Source organism: Streptomyces sp. NBC_00525 (genome assembly GCF_036346595.1).
Classification (GTDB): domain Bacteria; phylum Actinomycetota; class Actinomycetes; order Streptomycetales; family Streptomycetaceae; genus Streptomyces.
Window position 1 is genome coordinate 3,575,523 of the sequence record NZ_CP107834.1, and the last position, 18,943, is coordinate 3,594,465.

An 18,943-nucleotide genomic window follows, 5' to 3' on the forward strand; every position below is an offset into this window, starting at 1 on the left:
TGACTCGACATCAGGGGTACGCAACCTCTGCCGGTGGGCACGACGGACGGATGGGAGGGGTGACGCTCGGTCAGACGGCCATCCCGTAGACAATGGTGAACAGGGTCCCCAGTGATCCGATGATGAACACACCGGTCAGGCCGGCCACGATCAGCCCCTTGCCCTGTTCCGCGCTGAACGTGTCGCGCAGCGCCGTCGCGCCGATGCGCTGCTTGGCCGCTCCCCAGACCGCGATGCCGAGGCACAGCAGGATGGCGATCGCCATCACCACTTCGATCATCACGCGAGCCTCGTTGCCCAGGCTTCCGAACGGGCCCCAGTTCGGGGCGATTCCGCCGATGATGGTGGTGATATCGCCCTTTTCAGCTGCCAGGATCATGTAAGTCACCGCCCCTGTTGGGTAGTTCGGCGCCCGTGCCGCATGGCACGGGTCACCCTCTATCTTCGCTGATGAAACTGCTTTCGTACGACGACTTCACGGCTCTCTTTACCCGGATCTCGCACGTTTGACCGGTCTGACCCCCCTGACCTGCGGATCGAATCGGTGTATGGGCGAAATGTGTATGGTTACTCTGTGTATCACGGAGAGTGACGCCGGGCAATGATCGTCATTTCGCCAGATCGGCTGAGATGGCCCAAAGGGGTCGAACCGCACCCCTCGGGGCGCGGGATGTCAGGTCGCGGCGTCCGTGGGCCGGAGCAGGGGGTGACGCGGAGTGGGCGGCCGGGCCGGGGTCTTCCAGGACGGGGGTGGCCGGAAATCACACCAGGAGCCGTCGAAGGGAAAGGTTCCGGCCTCGGCGAGCTGTGCGACCGTCGCTCCTTCGGACCGGATCGCCAGCGCTTCCTCGGCCGTCCAGTACGCGGGGTGGCCGGTCTTCTCCGCGAAGGACTGCTCGTCCTTCCAGCTCCAGGTGCGGTCCGGTGCGACGTTGATGTCCAGCTCGTGGTCGGTGATGTCGATGTCGGCGCCGTGGTGGACGCGGCGTTCGAGGTTGACGTACCAGCCGCGGAATCTGTGTCTGCGGCCGAAGAGCCACAGCACCGAGTGCGCCGCGCCGGTGGGCTGGTAGAAGAGGGCGTCGCCCATCGGCCAGCGGCCCGGTACGACGGGGAAGCCCTCGGGTGGGCGTTCGCGCGGGTCGATCTCCCGCAGATGTGTGATGCCGCGCGGCAGGGCGGTGTGCCACATCGGGGTGCCGGACTTCATCCACACCAGCTGCCCCGCGTCCGTGCGTTCGACCAGGCGCACCGGGACGGAGGCGCTGAGATGGCCGCCTATGAAGAAGTTCCAGTGCAGGATCTGGCCCGGAATGCCGCTTGCGTTGTCCCTCTTGTCCTCTTTCATGTATTTGATCATGCCCGCCGTGCGGGCGGCGGACACGTACGGCCGGGCCCCGCACCGCCGGTGACGGTGTGTGAGCCCGTACCGGGCGCGTCAGTCGGTGGCGATGCCCCGGCTCGCGAGGACGTCGGCGTCGAACGCCATACCCAGGCCGCAGTCGTCCACACCGCTGATCAGCCGCAGGTTGGGCAGCAGGTCCAGGTCGTCCAGGGAGCCCACGTCGAAGAGATCGTCCTCGCCGTCCCAGACTGGGGCACACTCCTGGTAGACCTCCAGCCCGCCGTCGAGGGTCAGGGTGTCCACGGTGGCCAGCAGCTCCGTGCTGATCTCCAGCGCCTCGAAGTGGGCGCGGGCCTCCTCGAAGACGGTGTAGGCGAGGTCGTTGTCGTAGGCGTAGGTCTGCGGGTCCGTGTCGATGCCCTTCGCCTTGAGGCAGTCGGCTATGCGGAACACCGGGGTGAGCTTCTCGTCCTCGTACATGAGTTTCTCGATGACGAGCAGCTTGAAGTTGAAATCGCGGAAGGCTGGCATGCCACGGATCGTAGCGGTGCCCTCCGACAGACCGCCGCGTCTGTCGGAGGGCACCGTCACCATGGCCCGGTACGGGTCAGGGCTTGGTGTTCGCCTGCTTCATGGAGGCCACCGCGTCCGCGACCGAGGACTCGTACAGGCCGAGCTTCGGGGTGCCGACCTTCACGTCCGGGCCGAGCGGGAAGTTGAGCTGCTCGGCGTTGGACATGTTGTCGCCGTCCGCGAGCACGTTCAGCTCGTTGACCCAGGTCACGCCGTTTCCGCCGCCCGGGTTGAGGTCGATGACGGCGATCGCGGCGGTCTTCGGCTTCACCGGGTACGCCGGGGGGCCGCCCAGGCCGCCGGGGACGAGCGGGGTGATGTCGCCGCTGTGGTCGGAGGCGTTCGCGGCGCCCAGGGAGACGCGCGGGTAGTAGCTGAGGCCGCAGGAGTTCTTGCCGGTGTTGTTGACCTCGATGACGTGCTGGGTGGCCGAGCCCTGGCGGGCGTACACGCGCACCGACAGGTCGGAGCTCTTGCAGGGGTGCTTGTACGCGTAGCTGTCGCTGGTGTCGCCGCCGCCCGTCGAACCGCCGGTCTTCGCGGTGCTCCCCTTGGAGCCGCCCTTGCTGGAGGTGACCTTCTCGGTGGTGCCGCCGGTCGTCTTCCCGCTTTCGGCCTGCGTGGAACCACCGGTCTTCGCGGCGTCCCCGCCCTCGGTCCCGGCGGTGTCGGTGGCCGTGGTCGTGGCCTCGGCGGAGACGGACGCGGCGCTGTCCGCGGGGCCGGCCGACTTGGTGCCGCTGCCGTCCCCGCCGCAGGCGGTGAGGGCGAGGGCGAGCACGGCGGTGACGGCGGTGCCGAGGGCGGCGGTGCGCTTGCGGTTGCGGATCGTACGCATGGAAATCCCCGAAGTGTGTGGCGGTCGATGGTCGGTCGGTGGCCAGAACCCGGAACCTGCGGCGAACCGCTCCCCCTCCGGACCTTCTGACATGGGAAGCTTCCCGCGCGCCGCTCATGTTCCGCTAACGCCTCCCTGACGTCCCGCTGACGTCCCTCGGGGCGGGCCGCGGACGGGTCTGCGGACGGGTCTGCGGGAGGGCTCGCGGGCGGGGGCGCGGGCGGGTGTCCGCCGTGTTCCGGGGGTTCGGTACGGGGCGTGCGTGACTTCCGCGGTCCGATCACCGTTAGATGTGATGTGCCCAAGCCCGTCGTGTCCGCCGTGCCGCCCGTGACGACCGCTTCCACCGGGGACGGTGCCGTCGCCCCGCCGCCCTTCCTGCTCACACCGCATCAGGGCGAGAGCGCCCGTGCGCTCCTGTCGTACGTGGCCGCCCTGCCGCTGAAGTCCGTCGACGCCCAGCTCCTCGCCGCCGTCGTGGCGATCCGGGCCGCCCGGACGGGGGTCGGCAACCTCACCGGTACGGACCTGCGGTCGCTGCGGCTGGAGGACCCGGCGGGGGCCGTGGCGGAACTGACCGCCGCGGGCTGGGAGGTGCCCGCCCATCTGGTCGGCGGCGACCCGGACAAGCCCGCCGGCATCCTCGTGCCGGACATGACTCCCGGCCCCGGCCATGTGCTGCCGCTGGGCAAGGACGCGCGGTCGCGGGTGTCCGGCTGGTGCCTGCGTACGCGGCTGGCCAAGCCGGTACGGAAGGGCTCGTCGGCGGTCCGGCTGGCGGCGCTGTTCCTGGCGGCCCACTGCTCCGCCGAACTCGTCGGCCACGCCCCGGCCGATCTGCCCGTTGCCTGCTACCCGGCGGTGCCCGTGCTCCTGGAGAAGGGTTTCCTGGCGGAGGTGACCGGGAAGAGCTACCGGCTCGGCCCGGCCGTGGGGCATCTCGCGGGCCTGTTCCGTACGCCGGAGGAGATCGCCGCGCTCGCGCGCGAGGCGGAGGAGCGCCGGGCGGCGCGCGAGGCGGCGGTGAGCGCCGAGGCGACGCCGGAGAGCTGGGCGGAGTGGAAGGCGGACGTCAGCCCGGCGCTGCTGCGGCATGTGGAGGCCGTCGAGACCTGCCGGCTCTGCCGCCTGGCCTTCCCCCGGTTCGCGAACGCCTTCATGTCCCCGCCCACCCCGCTGCCCATGCCCCGGTCGGCACTCGACGCCTACGAGACCTGGCGGACCGCCCACCCCGACTGCGGGCGCGAGGCGGCCCAGTTCACCGTGGCGTTCCGTACAGGGCACGGCCACGGCCCGTCGTACGGCCAGCTGTGCAAGGGCCTGGGCTGGAAGAAGCTGTCGCGAGAGCTGCGCGGGGTCATCGTGCGCACCCTCATCGAGGAGGGCTGGCTGACGTCCACGCCTCCGGTGCCCTGGACCCTGCGGCCGGGCAGGACCGCCCACGCCCAGGGCATCGTGCTGCCCGGCCAGATGACCAGGCCCGGCGGTCGCTGAACGGCTCGGCGGTCGCTGAACGGTCCGGCGGTCGCTGAACGGTCCGGCGGTCGCTGAGCGGCCCCGGCCGCCGGGTGTCAGTCCTGGCGCCGCCGGGAGGCCAGGAACAGGGTCGTGGCGATCAGGAGCGCGGCGATGACGCCCGTCGTCAGGATGGGGGACGGGGCGAAGGTGGCGGCCAGGACCGCGAGCACCGCCACGGGGTGGAGGACGTCGGCCGTGCGGCGCAGGTCGGCGCTGCGGTGGTGCAGCAGCCAGACGAGGGTGATGAACACGGCGACCGGAACGGTGTAGACGGCCGCCGCCGTACGGTCGGAGATGTGGCCGTGCCCCGCGGTGTGCGCGACGTTGAGGGCCAGCCCGGCCCCGACCGCGGCCGCCGACGCGAACACGAGGTAGTGCCCGTACCCCCACAGCAGTGCCGTGCGCAGGCCGGTCAGCAGCTGCGGCGCGCTCTGCGCGAAGTACAGCCACCACAGGGCGAACACCGTCAGCAGCCCGCCCGCCACCAGGGCGGCGAGGTCGCCGAGCACCGCGTGGGTGTCCAGGGCGGTGCGTACGGCACCGGTGGCGGCGGTGATGGATTCGCCCAGCACGATCAGTGTGAACAGGCCGTACCGCTCGGCGATGTGGTGCGGATGCCAGGTGGTGGTGGTTTTGCGCTCCGCCACGGCGGGAACGGCGATCTCCGCCACCACGAGGATCGCGAAGGTGACGAGTCCGGTGCTGTCCGGCAGGGCCAACCGCACCACCCAGCCGATCTGCACCACGAAGATCCCGGCGGCGTACGCCAGACATGTGTGGCGCCGGTCCGGATCGGAGCGGGCGGCCCGCAGCCACTGGGTGACCATGGCGAGCCGCATGATCACATAGCCCCAGGTGATGACGGTGAAGTCCTCGTGCTCCAGCGCCTCGGACGCGCCCGCCGCGAGGACGAGCGCGCCGGTGATCTGTACGAGCGTCAGCAGCCGGTACGGCACGTCGTCGGTGTCGTAGGCGGAGGCGAACCAGGTGAAGTTCATCCACGCCCACCAGATGGCGAAGAACACCATCGCGTAGCCGAGGACGCCGTGGCCGATGCGGCCTGCGGAGAGCTCGTGCTCGAACGCGGACGCGGCCTGGGCGACGGCGGCGACGAAACAGAGGTCGAAGAACAGCTCCAGCATGGTCGAGGCGCGGTGCTGTTCGTCGGCGCGGCGGGCCACCATGGGGCGGCGCCAGAAGCCGGGGGAGGAGGACGATGCGCTCATGGGGGCGCATTCTTCCCGCTGAACGGGGTGGAGCGGTGCGGGCCGCGCCCGGCGGCGGAGGTGTCGGGGACCGGCCGCGTGGGAAAAGCGATGGCCCGTCGTGGCGTTGCCCTGCCACACTCCCGCCCATGACGCATGGAATCGAGAACCACCCCGCCCGTTGAGCGCCCCGGAAGAGCGCGGAGCGCTCACTTCCCGGCCCTCGTCCCTCTACGCGTGTGCGCTGCGCGTCCGGCATGCCGAGCCCGAGGGGCCGTGGTGCCGGGCGGACGCGGCGCCGCCCGAACCCCGCCGTGTGCCGTCCGGACGGTCCGGCCGACCCGGCCGTGACTTCGCCCGGACGAAGGAGGAGCTGGCCGCGCTCCTCGGCCCGCTGCTGGTGGCACCGGACGCCGTCGAGGCGGCGCGGGAGGCGCACCGCCGGCTGGCGGCCCTCGACCCGCCGCTCAGGTATCGCTCCGTCCGCCTCGTCCTCGCCGGGCTGCCGGTGGAGGACGAGGAACGGGCGAGGGCGCTGGCGCGGGTCCTGGTGCGCACCGGTACGGGCCACCTGGCCGTCTGCACCGGGCTCGCCCTGCTCACGAGGCTGGGGGAGCCGCAGGACGTGCCGTACCTCCGCACGCTCGGGCTGCTGCGTACCCTCGCACGCCCCGTCATCCACGCGCTGGACGCCATCGATCGGCCCGCCGCGGCCGAGCTGGAGCTGCGCGGCCACGAGGGCGCGCCGGTCTTCCGGCCGTTGCTCGCCGCCGTCGCCTCCGGTGACCGTGCTGCCGTACGGGAGTGCCTGGTGGCGCTGCCGGGGGACCTGGCGCCGGAGGCGGCGCGGCGGGTCGCGGAGGCGGCCCGGTTGGCGGAGTTGATGGTCGCGGTGAACGGGCCGGTCGCGGTGGCTGGGCCGGACGCCGGGCTGGTGGCGTGTGCGGGGCGGCTGCTGTTCCGCATGACCAGTCAGCGCGACTACCGGCCCGAGATCCTCTCCTACCCGGACGCCCCTTACCTGTACGAGGCGTTCGCGCGGGGCGCCGCGCTCCTGGCGCCCACGCTCGACCACCACGCGCTGCTGCTGTCCGCCGCCCAGGAGCTGCGCACGGGCCCTGCCATGCTGCACGACTGGGGTCCGGGGCGCCGGGAGGCGGCGCTGGCGGAGCTGACGGCCGTTCTGGAGCGGCCCGAGTGGCGGGCGTTTCCCGCGTACGAGGGGGAGGAAACCGGCGTACGGAGGCGGCTCGCGTGGGTACGGCGTACGCGGGCGCAGGTACTGCGTGCCCCGTACGGGCCCGCGCCGACCGCCTCCCCTTCCGGACTCTCGCGGCTGGCCATCGGGATCTGTGAACGGGACCCCGATGATCCGGACACCGTCGAGGTGCGTGTCCTCGTCGACGGGCTGCCCGTCGTGCCCGCCTATTTCGGCCGGGGGCCCGCCAACTCTCCCGAGCGGCTGCTCGACACGGGAGCCCTGTGGGCCACGGGCGAGCCGCGCGAGGTGCAACTTGCCGAGGCGTACTGCACGGAGGGGTGCTGCGGCGCGCTGTATGTCACCGTCCGGCGCGACGGGGATCAGGTCGTCTGGTCCGGGTGGCGCTCCCCCGTACCGCCGGGCGGCACACGCGAGCTGCCGGAGTTGCGGTTCGAGGCCGCCGCGTACGACGCGGAGGTGGCCCGCGCGCGGGACGACGACAGCTGGATGTGGCCGGCCCGCCGGACCGCCCGTCTGATCGCCGCCGGACTGCGCGAGCGGCCGGACCTCCTCGCCCGATGGCACGTCCGGTTCGACTGGGCCACCACGACCTTCCGGGACTCGGACGAGACGCTGATCAGCCTCGTGTACGACGCGGACGACGGCTCCGTCCGCCAGCTCCTGTGGCGCATCGCCGAGGACGGCACCCCGCCGGAGGACCGCGCGGCGGCCGCACTGCGCCGACCGCTCACGGAGGACCCGAGGGGGTACGGGCGCTGAGCGCCTGTCCATCGTTCGGGTGATCCCCGCAGGCGGGGGAATGCGCCGACCGGGCCGGGGAACGGGGGTCCTCCCGTTCCCCGGCCCTCCGGCGTGCGGCGTGTCGCGGGTGCCGGGTTTGGCACAGTTTCGCTCCACGATCCAGACGATCCGGCACGAACGGGGCGAACCATGAGCGATACGCGGCAGAGACCGGACGACGGGGCGAACGACGACGGCCCCGGCCCCACGAGCCTCCCCTCCCCGGCGGACACCCCCGCCCCAGCGAACGCCCCCACCGACCCTGCCCCCGGGGCCGAGCTGCGGCTCAGTGCCGGGGTGTGGTTGCGGGCCGCCGGGGGCGCCGAGGCCATGGGCGCCCACTTCGGCCCGGTCCGCGGCGAGCTGGCGGCCGCGTCCGAGGGGGTGACGGCCGGGACCGCCGGGCTGAACTCGCTGGCCGAGCTGGGCGCCGTCCAGGAGTCCTGGGTGCGCCGCTTCGAGGCCGCGCGCCGGGAGTGCGGGGCCCTCGCGGGGAATCTGCGCGCCGTGGCGCGGGCGCACGGCGAGACGAACGACGCCGTCCGGTCGTCGTTCCACCCCGTCGCCCGGCGTGCTCACGGGGTCGAGCGGTGACGCTGTCCTCGTCCACGCTGACGTGGGCCCAGCTGCGCGACATCGCGTGCGCCGAGCTGGAGGGCGCGGCCGATGGCTGGGGCAGGGCGAGCAACCGGGCGGATGCCGGGCGGGACCGGATCGAGCGGCAGCTGATGCCGGAGCTGCGTGGGACGCAGCGCGGGGCGGCGGCCGATGCGGCGGTCGGCCGGCTGCGGGAGCTGGGGCGCAACCTGCAGTACGTGTACACCGAGTGCGGGCTGATCCGTACCGCGCTGAACAGCCTGGCGCACGAGATGCGGGGGCAGCAGCAGGTGTTGTCGCGGGCGCTGGGGGAGGCGGAGGAGCTGCGGTTCACCGTGCACGCGGACGGCTCGGTGACGTATCCGCCGGGAGGCGAGGGGGCGGTCGACGGGAAGCCGTTGCCGGGTGGCACGGCGCGGGTGACCGGCGCGCCGGGCCTGTATCCGTCGTCGGGGCTGGTCGCTCCGAACCCGAATGCGGTGCGGGCGCAGGACATCGCGGACCGGATCACCGGGGCGGTGCGGGCTGCGGCCGAGATCGACTGGCGGTTCACGCGGGTGCTGCGCGGGCTCAGGGCGGAGCAGGGCCTGAAGGTTCCGGACCGTACGTGGACCGATGCGGCGGGGGACGCCGCGGCGGTCCGGCGCATGGCGGACGGCTATCTGAAGTCCCTCATTCCGATGGCCGCGTCGCCGGAGGAGCGGCGGGAGTGGTGGTTCGGGCTGACGGACGAGCAGCGCGAGGAGTACCTGGCGGTGTATCCGGATCGGATCGGCAACCTGGACGGCATTCCGTCGCTGATCCGCGATGTCGCGAACCGGGACAACCTGCGGCTTCTGATCGGGGAGCTGGAGGGCCGGGACGACGAGGTGGCGCGGGTGCGGCTGGAGGGGCTGCGGGAGATCGACCGTCAGGTGAACGGGGGCGGCCGGCCGCCGGTCTATCTCCTCGGCATCGGTGACGAGGGGAACGGCCGGGCGATCGTGTCGTTCGGCAACCCGGACACGGCGCGCAATGTCGCGGCCTATGTGCCGGGGCTGAATACGGCGCTGGACGGGGAGTTCGCCCGGTCGGACCTCAAGCGGGCGCGGGACACCGCCATCGGGATGCATCAGCACGATCCGTCGAGTGCCGCGATCGTCTGGCTGGGGTACGACGCGCCGCAGTTCCCGGACGGCTGGGACACCCTGGACGTGGCCGGTGACGAGCGGGCCGTCAGGGGCGGCGAGAGCTTCAACCGGTTCATGGGGGGCCTGGCGGCCACCAGTGCCTACGAGAACCCGCATATGACGGCGATCGGCCATTCGTACGGATCGCGCACCGTCGGTGCGGCGACCCAGCAGGGTGCCGGGATTCCGGGGGTCGACGACATCGTGCTGGTCGGGAGTCCGGGGGTCGGGGTGGACCGTGCGGAGGATCTCGGGGTGGGCCGGGACCATGTGTTCGTGGGCGCGGCGCGCAACGACATCGTGACCGGAGTGCCTTCGCCGCGCGAAGCGGTCCTCGGGTTCGCCGGCCTGACCAACCTCGGCCCGGCGGGCGGGAAGTTGCTCGGCTACGCGGCCGATCCGGGGGACGACGATCTGTGGTTCGGGCGGGACCCGGCCGGGGAGGAGTTCGGCGCGCGCAGGTTCGCCGTGGACGACGGGCCGTGGATGCTGAGCGGCGGGCGGCCGAACGCGGACGCCCACGCGCGGTACTTCGATCCTTCGCGGGACGCCCTGTCCGCCAACAGCATCGCGTTGATCGCGGCCGGGAGGGCCAGTGAGCTCAAGGCCGAGGAACACCGGTGAGTGAAGCGGACATGGATATGCGGGAGGCCGCGGAACACGCGGACCGGATTCTGGACGCGACGCTCGCTGATCTGAGGCCGCCGGTCCAGTGGGCGCACGGGCCCACGACGGCGGGCGGGCACGGCGTGACGCGCCGGCGCACGGTGATGACCGTCATCTCCGCCGAGCGGCGGGGGAACTTCCTGGGCGTGGTCGAGCGGGGCTGGCAGCGGCGCGGTATCCGGATCAGGGGGATCAACAACGATCGCCGCTCTCCGGCCGTCTACGCCCGGACGGAGGACGGATTCGGGGTGAGCCTGATCTTCGGGGGCGGCCAGGCCTTCTTCGAGGTGGACAGTCCGTGGGTGACCCCGTCCGAGGTGGCGGAGTGCGCTGTCGCGCCGCACGGGCCGTCGTACGAGGGGGTCTATCCGCTGCCCCGGCCCCATGTGCGCTGCGCCTTCTGGTCGGCCGGCGCTCCCTGAGCGCCCCCTGTGCCCCTGCCCACTCGTACACACCGTCGAAAACCCTCCCGAACCCCGGCCGGATGGGCCATGGTTGACGGGTGCGTAGATTTTGGGTGGCCGCAGGGGTCGGCGTGGGCATGGCCGCGTGTTTCGTGGCGCTGCTCGTCGTCGGGACCTACTCCGCCGCGGCCGGGCTGGTCGGGGGCGGCGGGGGTGCTGTGGCGCTGGCCAAGGGGGCGGTGCCCGCCAAGTACCAGGGGCTGGTCGAGAAGTGGGGCAACCTGTGCTCTGCCATCAACCCCGCCCTGCTCGCCGCCCAGCTGTACCAGGAGAGCGGCTGGAACCCGCGCGCGCAGAGCGCCGCCGCCGCGCAGGGCATCGCGCAGTTCATTCCGGGCACCTGGGCCGGGCACGGGATCGACGGGGACGGTGACGGGGACCGGGACGTGTGGGACCCGGCCGACGCCATCCCCTCCGCCGCCTCGTACGACTGCGAGCTGGCCGGGTACGTGAAGAAGGTGCCCGGCGACCCGACGGACAACATGCTCGCCGCCTACAACGCGGGCGCGTATCGCGTGATCAGGTCCGGCGGGGTGCCGAACATCTCCGAGACCCGGAACTACGTAAGGATCATCCGTTCGCTGGAGAAGAGCTTCGCCCGTCCGGTCGGCCGGGTGCAGCCCTCGCAGCAGGCGGCCGGGGCCATCTACTTCGCGCAGAAGAAGCTCGGCACCAAGTACCTGTGGGGTGGCAACGGCACGCCCGAGCAGGGTGGCCGGTTCGACTGTTCCGGGCTGACCCAGGCCGCGTACCGGACCGTGGACATCGAGCTGCCGCGCGTCGCGAACGACCAGTACAACGCGGGGCCGCATCCCTCGCGCGACGAACTGCTCCCCGGAGACCTGGTGTTCTTCTCCGACGATCTGACCAATTCCCGCGCCATTCATCACGTCGGCCTGTACGTCGGAGGCGGATACATGATCAACGCTCCGTACACTGGGGCCGTCATTCGGTTCGACAAGATCGACACTCCCGACTACTTCGGCGCCACACGTGTGACCAAGGACGGCGCCGCGGCCCTGCCGACCACGCGGCCCGCGGCCTGACCCGCGCATGAGGGCGTTCGGAACTCTCCGTGAAGCCTGGGCCCTGAGCTGCGACGATGTGTCACTCTTCGATAACGTCATCGTGATCATTCGGTGGAGAGTGGAACGTACGCACGGGGCGCGTCGTTCTCTGGTGGGCGCGTGAAGGATCGGCGTGGACGAACCGAATACGGGGGGTTCGTGAACCGCGGTGCGCAGGGACGTGCGCCGCAGCAGCAGACAAGGCAAGGGGCCGCAGCAGATGGCTGGACTCGCACTGGATGGGTCGAACCCCGACGTCAGCCTGCTCTACGACATCAATGGGCTCGCCAAGTCCGCTCCGACCTGGTTCGACCGGGTCATGGAGTTCGTCGGAGAGTACGGGATCATGCTCGGCATGGTCCTCGTGGTCCTGTGGTGCTGGTGGAGCGTGCGCCGGCGCGGCACGGCCGAGGATTCGGTGGCGGGGGTGGCCGGGCTCGTCTGGGCCCCCCTCGCGGCGGGCGTCGCGTTGCTCATCAACATCCCGATCCGTGAGTTCGTGGAACGGCCCCGGCCGTTCAAGGACCACTCGGGCCTGGAGGTGCTGGTCGACGGGAAGAACGACTTCTCGTTCGTCAGCGACCACGCCACGATGGCGATGGCCCTGGCCGTCGGGCTCTTCGTCGCCCACCGCAAGTTCGGCATCGCGGCCATCGCGCTGGCCCTGCTGGAAGGGTTCTGCCGTGTCTACATGGGCGTGCACTACCCGACCGACGTCATCGGTGGATTCGCCCTCGGTACGGCGGTCGCGCTGCTCCTCGCGCCCCTCGCGATGATGATGCTGACGCCCCTGGTGACGGCCGTCTCCCGGTCGTCCCGGCTCGGCCCGCTCGTCCGCTCGCGCCGGCCCCTGCCCGAGGCCGCCGACCGGGACGACGCGCTGGGCATCCCCGAGCCCCGGCCCGGATCGGGCGGCGGCTCCGAGGGGGAGAAGGGCCTCGCCGCCTGACACCACCGCGACCGCACGTGCCCCGGAGCCCCGGCTTCCGGGGCACAGTCGTGTACGGGGCAGGGCCCGCGCCCCTCACAACCCCTGCGGGTACGTGAACAGGTCCTTGGGGTCGTAGCGCTTCTTGAGCCCCGCCAGCCGGGCCGTCGCCGTCCCGTAGTACGCCGAGCGCCACTTGGTGAGCGAGGGGTCCGTGTAGTTCTGGTACGCCCCGCCGGAGGCGTACGGGCGCATCGCCGCGTGCGTGTCCCTGAGCCAGTTCCGCTGGGCGGTGCCGGGCGCGCCCACCCGCCAGGCGCCGATGTACTGGGCGAGCATCCGGGAGCGGCGGTGCACGAACGCCGTCGCCTGTGGGTCCACCCGGTTCACCGCCCCGCCCAGCGCGGTCAGCGCGATGGAGCCGCCGCCGCCCTGGTCCGGGCCGAGCCGGGTGAACGCCAGGGCCGCCGCGAGCAGGGCCTCGACGCCCGCCGGGGGCAGTGAGCGGTCGTAGAAGTCGGAGGCGGCGGCGTACGTCTCGCGGTGCAGGGCGCCCTGCGGGGTGCGGCCCGGCGTGGTCCCCGGCAGGTGGCACTGCGCGTCCGTGATGCCCGAGCAGCCCGCGTACACGAGCATCGCATCGCGGTAGCCGCGGCGGCGCAGCGAGACCGAGGTGGCGGAGGCGCCGACGCGGTCGGCGAGGCGGTCCACGGCGTTCTGCAGGTCCCCGTAGGTGCCGAGGCTGAACGCCGAGACCGAGACAGTCGGACGGGCGCCGCCGGGGCCGGCTTCGAGGTGCGCGGCGGACCAGATCTCGTCCGGCTGGTCGGGGCCCCACTCCTGCCAGGCGGTGACCACGTCCCCGGCGCGCGACCACGGCCACGAGAGGTAGGCCATGACGGTCTGCGGGGCCGGGCGGGTGCGGAAGCGCAGTTCGGTGACGACGCCGAAGTTGCCGTTGCCCGCGCCGCGCAGCGCCCAGAAGAGGTCCGGGTGGCGTTTGGCGTCGGCGGTGAGGGTGCTGCCGTCGGCCGTGACGAGGGTGGCGGAGGTGAGGTTGTCGCAGGTCAGGCCGTAGGCGCGGGCGGCGACGCCATGGCCGCCGCCGAGGGTGAGGCCGGAGATGCCGACGGTGGGGCAGGAGCCGCCGGGGATCGTGACGCCGTGGTCCGCGAGGCCCTGGTAGACGCCGATGAGCTTGGCGCCCGCGCCGATCGTGCCGTCCCCGTTCACGCGGGAGAGGGACGAGACGTCGATGACCAGGCGGCCGGTGCCGCTCGACCAGCCGGCGTAGGAGTGGCCGCCGCTGCGGATGGCGACGGGCACCGAGGTGCGGCGGGCGTACGCCAGGCACTCGCGTACGTCGTCCTCGTGCCGGACGTAGGCGATCGCGGCCGGTTTTTGGTCGTCGAAGCGGGTGTTGTAGAGCTGACGGGCGGTCGGGTAGGCGGTGTCGCCGGGCCGGATCAGCGGCCCGTCCAGGCTCTCGGCGAGGGCCGGCCAGTCGGCGGCGCCGGACGGGGAGCGGGTTGTGGTGGGGGAGGGGGCGGCGGTCCGGGTGGGTGGGGCGGGGTCCGGGGCGGCCGGGTCCGTCGTGTCGGCGCCCTCGCACGCCGTGGCGGTGGCACCGGCGAGCACGGCGGCGCCCGCCGCGAGGAGGGTGCGCCGGTTCGGCAGGGTCGTCATCGGACCTCCGGGTGGGGAGAGACGAGGGGAGGGCCGGTGGTCAGGCCGCTGTGCGGTGCTCCTCGGCGTCCGTGCGGGCCCGGTCGCGGGACCGGCGGGCCGGTCCGTACCAGCCGCAGGCGCAGCGGGCGGTGCAGAACGAACCGCGTTCGACGGTGGTGGGTTCATGGGCGGGCCGGGCGGTGGGGGCCTCGGCGGCCTGTCGGTCGTACACCCGACCACGGTACTGGCCGCGGGGGCCGCGCCGGGAGGGTGCGTGAGGAGCCCGGGGCGTACGGGAAGGAGGGCGCGGGGCGCAGGGGGCGCACGGGGCCTCTCCGGAGGGCCCGGCGCCTCCGCCCGGTGGCAATCGGGGTGCAGGACGTTACACGTGACCTGGGTCGTCGTTATGCGAGGCGGGTGGGGCCTTGACAGGGCCCAGGGCATGGGCAAGCGGGACGTCGTTGGGGGATTGGCAGGCGATGGTGGTGCAGCAGCACAGGTCCGGTGGCGGGGTGCGCGCGGTGCGTGCCCTCGCCGTGGTGGGCGTGGTGGCGGCCGCCGCCGGGTGCGCGGGCGGCGGGGGTGCGGACCGGGCCGCCGCGTCGGACGCCCGGGACGGGGCCGTCGACGCGGTGCGGCGGGCGGCGGTCGTGCTCGCCGGTGACGGGGCCGCGAGCGCCGAGGTGCTGACGTCGATGGAGACGGCCGCCGGCGGCACCCGGCTCACGATCAGGGGCTCGGGCTCGTACGACTTCCGTGCGGCGTCCGGCCGGCTGAAGGTGGTGCTGCCGCCGGACGCGGCGGGCGAGGAGGAGCACCGGCCGATCACGGAGCTGCTGGCGCCGGGCGCGCTGTACATGAAGAACCGGGGTGCCGGGGTGCCCGCCGGCAAGTGGGTGCGGATCGACACGACGGCGCTGGAGGACGGCAATCTGGTCACCGGCGGGGTGACCGATCCGCTGGCCGCCGCCGAACTGCTGCGGGGCGCGGATGCCGTGACGTACGTCGGTGAGACGGAGCTGGCCGGGGTGCCCGTGCGGCACTACCGGGGCACGGCGGACATCGGCCGGGCCGCCCGTACGGCGGCGCCGGGCGCGCGGGCGGCGCTGGCGGCCGCGGCGAAAGGGTTCCGCACCAGGGCCGTGCGGTTCGACGCCTATCTGGACGAGCAGGGCAGGCTGCGCAAGGTGCGCCACCGGTTCCGCTTCGCCAACGAGGGCCCGGCGGTGGAGGTCGTGTCGACGATGCTGCTGTACGGGTTCGGGGTGCCGGTGACCGTGCGGCTGCCGGACGAGCGGGACATTTACACCGGGGAGATCGGGCAGGGGCGGGCGTGAGATGAATCCCACCCACACCGCAAAGATCCGGCCACCCCAGGAGCCCCGTAACGTCCCACCGGGCCCGTCCGGCCCGCCGTTCCCGGCCCATCGGGGGGCGGTGAAATGGTCCGTCCGTGCCATGCGCGGCGCGTGTCGGGCTCTCTACCCTGGAAAGCCGGTGACGGCAGTGAGAGGTGAGTGACGTGGTGACGCTCAGCGCCCCGACCGTGTCGGACCATGTGGCGCTCGCCGAGATCGAGCTGTGCGGGGAACTGATGATCGCGGCGTCGGCGGCGATCGGCGAACGGCTCAGTTCCGAGCGGATCGACGAGGTGCTCGACGTGAAGGTGAGCGCCGATGTGAGGGTGAGCGCCGACGTCCAGGTGAGCGCCGATGTGAGGGTGAGCGCCGACCGCACCACCGTGCCCCGGCAGGGCGAGTACCGGGGCTGACGGGGCGCGGCCCGGCCGGCTCAGGTGCGCAGCAGGCGGGCGATGGCCTTGGTGGCCTCCTCGACCTTCGCGTCGATCTCGTCGCCGCCCTTGACGGCCGCGTCGGCGACGCAGTGGCGCAGGTGTTCCTCCAGGAGCTGGAGCGCGAAGGACTGGAGCGCCTTGGTGGACGCCGAGACCTGGGTGAGTATGTCGATGCAGTAGACGTCCTCGTCGACCATGCGCTGGAGGCCGCGGATCTGGCCCTCGATCCGGCGCAGCCGCTTGAGGTGCTCGGACTTCTGGTGGTGGTAGCCGTGGATGCCGCGGTCGTGGTCGGTCACGGCCGCGTCGGCGGGGCCCGCGCAGGTCGCCGCGTCCGGTGCGGGTTGCGTTCCCGTGGCCTCGGTCGTCGTCATTGCTGCCTCCCGTTTTTCCCTTTGCCCTGACGTCTATATACCCCTGGCGGGTATATCTTAACGAATTCAGCTGAAACGTGACCGGGGTCCCGTGCTGATCACTGTGCCTGATGCGCGACACTGACAATGCCGGTTAGCCGTGGCCGGATGATGCGCCTAGCATCAGCCTGACCGAATCCAAAGCACCCCGAGGACCCCACGTGCGCTTTCGTCTGACCCCCAGGGAGACGAGCTTTTACGACATGTTCTCCGCGTCCGCGGACAACATCGTCACGGGCTCGAAACTCCTGATGGAACTGCTCGGGGCGGAGCCTTCATCCCGTGCCGAGATCGCGGAGCGCATGCGGGCGGCGGAACACGCGGGGGACGATGCCACCCACGCGATCTTCCACCAGCTGAACTCCTCCTTCATCACGCCGTTCGACCGTGAGGACATTTACAACCTCGCCTCGTCGCTCGACGACATCATGGACTTCATGGAGGAGGCCGTCGACCTGGTCGTGCTGTACCAGATCGAGAAGCTTCCCAAGGGTGTGGAGCAGCAGATCGAGGTGCTGGCGCGGGCGGCCGAGCTGACCGCCGAGGCCATGCCCGGTCTGCGCACCATGGACAACCTCACCGAGTACTGGATCGAGGTCAACCGGCTGGAGAACCAGGCGGACCAGATCCACCGCAAGCTGCTCGCCCACCTCTTCAACGGCAAGTACGACGCCATAGAGGTACTGAAGCTGAAGCAGGTCGTGGACGTGCTGGAAGAGGCTGCGGACGCGTTCGAGCACGTCGCGAACACGGTGGAGACCATCGCGGTCAAGGAGTCCTGAACCACGTGGACACCTTCGTACTGATCGTGACCATCGGCGTCGCGCTCGGCTTCACGTACACCAACGGCTTCCACGACTCGGCGAATGCCATCGCCACGTCGGTCTCCACGCGGGCGCTGACCCCGCGGGCGGCGCTGGCGATGGCGGCGGTGATGAACCTCGCGGGCGCGTTCCTGGGCAGCGGGGTCGCCAAGACCGTCAGTGAGGGCCTGATCGCGACGCCCGAGGGCAACAAGGGGATGGGCATCCTCTTCGCGGCGCTCGTCGGGGCCGTCATCTGGAACCTGATCACCTGGTACTTCGGGCTGCCCTCGTCGTCCTCGCACGCGCTGTTCGGCGGCATGGTCGGCGCGGCGCTGGCCGGCGGGACGCTGGTGCACTGGGACGGGGTGCTCGACAAGATCGTCATCCCGATGTTCCTGTCCCCGGTGATCGGCCTGGTGGTCGGTTATCTGGTGATGGTCGCCATCATGTGGATGTTCCGGAAGGTCAACCCGCACAAGGCGAAGCGCGGTTTCCGCATCGCGCAGACGGTGTCGGCCGCGGGCATGGCGCTCGGGCACGGTCTGCAGGACGCGCAGAAGACGATGGGCATCGTGGTGATGGCCCTGGTCATCGCCGACGTCGAGTCCCCGAGCGACCCGATCCCGGTCTGGGTGAAGCTCGTCTGCGCGCTGATGCTGTCGCTGGGCACGTACGCGGGTGGCTGGCGCATCATGCGTACGCTCGGCCGGAAGATCATCGAGCTGGACCCGCCGCAGGGCTTCGCCGCCGAGACCACGGGCGCGTCGATCATGTTCGGTTCGGCGTTCCTCTTCCACGCGCCGATCTCCACGACCCATGTGATCACCTCGGCGATCATGGGTGTGGGGGCCACGAAGCGGGTGAACGCGGTGCGGTGGGGCGTCGCGAAGAACATCATCCTCGGCTGGTTCATCACGATGCCGGCCGCGGCCCTGGTCGCCGCCGCGAGCTACGGGGTCGTGTTCCTGCTGTTCGGCTGAGGCCGCTGCCGTACGTGGGTCCGCCCCGCACTCCCGAGGGAGTGCGGGGCGGACCCTTTCGCCTTGTGGTGGCACCGCCATGCAGCACCCCAAGGCCGTACGGGGCGGCTCAGCCGAAGCGGCCGGAGATGTAGTCCTCGGTGGCCTGGACCGACGGGTTGGAGAAGATGCGCTCCGTCTCGTCGATCTCGATGAGCTTGCCGGGCTTGCCGACCGAGGCCAGGTTGAAGAACGCGGTCCGGTCCGAGACGCGGGCCGCCTGCTGCATGTTGTGCGTGACGATGACGATGGTGAACCGCTCCTTCAGCTCGCCGACCAGGTCCTCGATGGCGAGGGTGGAGATCGGGTCCAGGGCGGAGCAGGGCTCGTCCATCAGCAGCACGTCCGGCTCGACCGCGATGGCGCGGGCGATGCACAGGCGCTGCTGCTGGCCGCCGGAGAGGCCGGAGCCGGGCTTGTTCAGCCGGTCCTTGACCTCGTTCCACAGGTTCGCGCCTCGCAGCGACTTCTCGACGATGTCCGCGAGGGCGCTCTTGCGGTACGAGCCGTTGAGGCGCAGGCCGGCCGCCACGTTGTCGAAGATCGACATGGTGGGGAACGGGTTCGGGCGCTGGAAGACCATGCCGACGGTGCGGCGCACGGTGACCGGGTCGACGCCGGGCCCGTACAGGTTCTCGTCGTCCAGGAGCACCTTGCCCTCGACGCGGCCGCCGGGGGTGACCTCGTGCATCCGGTTCAGGGTGCGCAGGAAGGTGGACTTGCCGCAGCCGGAGGGGCCGATGAAGGCGGTCACCGAGCCGGGTTCCACGGTCATGGAGATGTCGTCGATCGCCTTGTGGCTGCCGTAGTAGGCCGACAGTCCGCTGACGTCTATGCGCTTGGCCATCTGAATCACTGCTGCTTTCCGCC

At 71.7% G+C, this 18,943-nt stretch carries 20 protein-coding genes; 11 read left to right on the forward strand and 9 right to left on the reverse strand.

Annotated elements, in window-relative coordinates; translation table 11 throughout:
• Positions 1–70 precede the first annotated feature (70 nt).
• The 4 genes from OG710_RS15720 to OG710_RS15735 form a co-directional block, all read right to left on the reverse strand.
• A complete protein-coding gene (locus OG710_RS15720) occupies positions 71–379 on the reverse strand; it encodes a hypothetical protein (protein ID WP_111336477.1) in 309 nt (102 codons plus the stop codon).
• 294 nt (positions 380–673) lie between these two features.
• Positions 674–1,348, reverse strand: a complete 675-nt coding sequence (locus OG710_RS15725) for a DUF402 domain-containing protein (protein ID WP_330239884.1) — start codon at positions 1,346–1,348, stop codon at positions 674–676.
• A gap of 90 nt (positions 1,349–1,438) precedes the next feature.
• Positions 1,439–1,876 carry a DUF6892 domain-containing protein gene (locus tag OG710_RS15730; RefSeq protein WP_330239885.1) on the reverse strand — a complete coding sequence of 146 codons (438 nt, stop codon included), beginning with the start codon at positions 1,874–1,876 and terminating at the stop codon, positions 1,439–1,441.
• A 76-nt stretch (positions 1,877–1,952) separates the two neighbouring features.
• Positions 1,953–2,756, reverse strand: coding sequence for a DUF4232 domain-containing protein (locus tag OG710_RS15735; RefSeq protein ID WP_111336481.1), 804 nt, complete (start codon positions 2,754–2,756; stop codon positions 1,953–1,955).
• Positions 2,757–3,086: 330 nt separating this feature from the next.
• On the opposite strand from OG710_RS15735, the gene OG710_RS15740 reads away from it, so the two are divergent.
• Positions 3,087–4,250 carry a hypothetical protein gene (locus OG710_RS15740; protein WP_330239886.1) on the forward strand — a complete coding sequence of 388 codons (1,164 nt, stop codon included), beginning with the start codon at positions 3,087–3,089 and terminating at the stop codon, positions 4,248–4,250.
• A gap of 77 nt (positions 4,251–4,327) precedes the next feature.
• Here the strand turns inward: OG710_RS15740 and OG710_RS15745 are convergent, their stop codons facing one another.
• On the reverse strand, positions 4,328–5,500 hold the full coding sequence (locus OG710_RS15745; RefSeq protein WP_330239887.1) for a low temperature requirement protein A: 1,173 nt from the start codon (positions 5,498–5,500) through the stop codon (positions 4,328–4,330).
• 295 nt (positions 5,501–5,795) lie between these two features.
• Between OG710_RS15745 and OG710_RS15750 the strand changes: the two genes are divergently transcribed.
• The 6 genes from OG710_RS15750 (at position 5,796) to OG710_RS15775 (ending at position 12,393) form a co-directional block, all read left to right on the forward strand.
• Entirely contained in the window at positions 5,796–7,460 is a 1,665-nt protein-coding gene (locus OG710_RS15750) for a hypothetical protein (RefSeq protein WP_330239888.1), read from the forward strand.
• A gap of 171 nt (positions 7,461–7,631) precedes the next feature.
• Positions 7,632–8,075 carry a hypothetical protein gene (locus OG710_RS15755; RefSeq protein WP_330239889.1) on the forward strand — a complete coding sequence of 148 codons (444 nt, stop codon included), beginning with the start codon at positions 7,632–7,634 and terminating at the stop codon, positions 8,073–8,075.
• Positions 8,072–9,871 (forward strand): alpha/beta hydrolase, encoded by a 1,800-nt coding sequence (locus OG710_RS15760; RefSeq protein ID WP_330239890.1) that lies wholly within the window; start codon positions 8,072–8,074, stop codon positions 9,869–9,871. Before OG710_RS15755 ends, OG710_RS15760 begins: the two co-directional genes overlap by 4 nt.
• A complete protein-coding gene (locus OG710_RS15765) occupies positions 9,868–10,335 on the forward strand; it encodes a hypothetical protein (protein ID WP_330239891.1) in 468 nt (155 codons plus the stop codon). Before OG710_RS15760 ends, OG710_RS15765 begins: the two co-directional genes overlap by 4 nt.
• Positions 10,336–10,415: 80 nt before the next feature.
• Positions 10,416–11,423: a C40 family peptidase gene (locus OG710_RS15770; protein ID WP_330239892.1), complete on the forward strand. Its 1,008-nt coding sequence runs from the start codon at positions 10,416–10,418 to the stop codon at positions 11,421–11,423.
• Between the two features lie 241 nt (positions 11,424–11,664).
• On the forward strand, positions 11,665–12,393 hold the full coding sequence (locus OG710_RS15775; protein WP_111336489.1) for a phosphatase PAP2 family protein: 729 nt from the start codon (positions 11,665–11,667) through the stop codon (positions 12,391–12,393).
• A 75-nt stretch (positions 12,394–12,468) separates the two neighbouring features.
• On the opposite strand, the gene OG710_RS15780 is transcribed toward OG710_RS15775, so the two are convergent.
• Complete coding sequence (locus OG710_RS15780; RefSeq protein ID WP_330239893.1) at positions 12,469–14,058, reverse strand: FAD-binding oxidoreductase; 1,590 nt, start codon at positions 14,056–14,058, stop codon at positions 12,469–12,471.
• A gap of 40 nt (positions 14,059–14,098) precedes the next feature.
• Positions 14,099–14,272, reverse strand: a complete 174-nt coding sequence (locus tag OG710_RS15785; protein WP_330239894.1) for a hypothetical protein — start codon at positions 14,270–14,272, stop codon at positions 14,099–14,101.
• A gap of 247 nt (positions 14,273–14,519) precedes the next feature.
• Between OG710_RS15785 and OG710_RS15790 the strand changes: the two genes are divergently transcribed.
• Both OG710_RS15790 and OG710_RS15795 read left to right on the forward strand, forming a co-directional pair.
• The gene (locus OG710_RS15790; protein WP_330239895.1) at positions 14,520–15,377 is read left to right on the forward strand and encodes a hypothetical protein; all 858 of its coding nucleotides are present in this window, start codon (positions 14,520–14,522) and stop codon (positions 15,375–15,377) included.
• 185 nt (positions 15,378–15,562) lie between these two features.
• Positions 15,563–15,811, forward strand: coding sequence for a hypothetical protein (locus OG710_RS15795; protein ID WP_443064263.1), 249 nt, complete (start codon positions 15,563–15,565; stop codon positions 15,809–15,811).
• Positions 15,812–15,831: 20 nt separating this feature from the next.
• Here the strand turns inward: OG710_RS15795 and OG710_RS15800 are convergent, their stop codons facing one another.
• Complete coding sequence (locus tag OG710_RS15800) at positions 15,832–16,209, reverse strand: metal-sensitive transcriptional regulator (protein ID WP_330239897.1); 378 nt, start codon at positions 16,207–16,209, stop codon at positions 15,832–15,834.
• Positions 16,210–16,409: 200 nt separating this feature from the next.
• On the opposite strand from OG710_RS15800, the gene OG710_RS15805 reads away from it, so the two are divergent.
• Both OG710_RS15805 and OG710_RS15810 read left to right on the forward strand, forming a co-directional pair.
• On the forward strand, positions 16,410–17,030 hold the full coding sequence (locus OG710_RS15805) for a DUF47 domain-containing protein (protein WP_111336499.1): 621 nt from the start codon (positions 16,410–16,412) through the stop codon (positions 17,028–17,030).
• Positions 17,031–17,035: 5 nt separating this feature from the next.
• The gene (locus OG710_RS15810; RefSeq protein ID WP_111336501.1) at positions 17,036–18,034 is read left to right on the forward strand and encodes an inorganic phosphate transporter; all 999 of its coding nucleotides are present in this window, start codon (positions 17,036–17,038) and stop codon (positions 18,032–18,034) included.
• 109 nt (positions 18,035–18,143) lie between these two features.
• Here OG710_RS15810 and pstB read toward each other — a convergent pair whose 3' ends face one another.
• Positions 18,144–18,920, reverse strand: coding sequence for a phosphate ABC transporter ATP-binding protein PstB (pstB, locus tag OG710_RS15815; RefSeq protein WP_111336503.1), 777 nt, complete (start codon positions 18,918–18,920; stop codon positions 18,144–18,146).
• Positions 18,921–18,943 lie beyond the last annotated feature (23 nt).

Coding starts and splice junctions, on each gene's coding strand:
- OG710_RS15720 (WP_111336477.1), bottom strand. CDS start 379: ATGATCCTGGCAGCTGAAAAGGGCGATATCACCACCATCATCGGCGGA.
- OG710_RS15725 (WP_330239884.1), bottom strand. CDS start 1,348: ATGAAAGAGGACAAGAGGGACAACGCAAGCGGCATTCCGGGCCAGATC.
- OG710_RS15730 (WP_330239885.1), bottom strand. CDS start 1,876: ATGCCAGCCTTCCGCGATTTCAACTTCAAGCTGCTCGTCATCGAGAAA.
- OG710_RS15735 (WP_111336481.1), bottom strand. CDS start 2,756: ATGCGTACGATCCGCAACCGCAAGCGCACCGCCGCCCTCGGCACCGCC.
- OG710_RS15745 (WP_330239887.1), bottom strand. CDS start 5,500: ATGAGCGCATCGTCCTCCTCCCCCGGCTTCTGGCGCCGCCCCATGGTG.
- OG710_RS15755 (WP_330239889.1), top strand. CDS start 7,632: ATGAGCGATACGCGGCAGAGACCGGACGACGGGGCGAACGACGACGGC.
- OG710_RS15775 (WP_111336489.1), top strand. CDS start 11,665: ATGGCTGGACTCGCACTGGATGGGTCGAACCCCGACGTCAGCCTGCTC.
- OG710_RS15780 (WP_330239893.1), bottom strand. CDS start 14,058: ATGACGACCCTGCCGAACCGGCGCACCCTCCTCGCGGCGGGCGCCGCC.
- OG710_RS15790 (WP_330239895.1), top strand. CDS start 14,520: ATGGTGGTGCAGCAGCACAGGTCCGGTGGCGGGGTGCGCGCGGTGCGT.
- OG710_RS15800 (WP_330239897.1), bottom strand. CDS start 16,209: ATGACGACGACCGAGGCCACGGGAACGCAACCCGCACCGGACGCGGCG.
- pstB (WP_111336503.1), bottom strand. CDS start 18,920: ATGGCCAAGCGCATAGACGTCAGCGGACTGTCGGCCTACTACGGCAGC.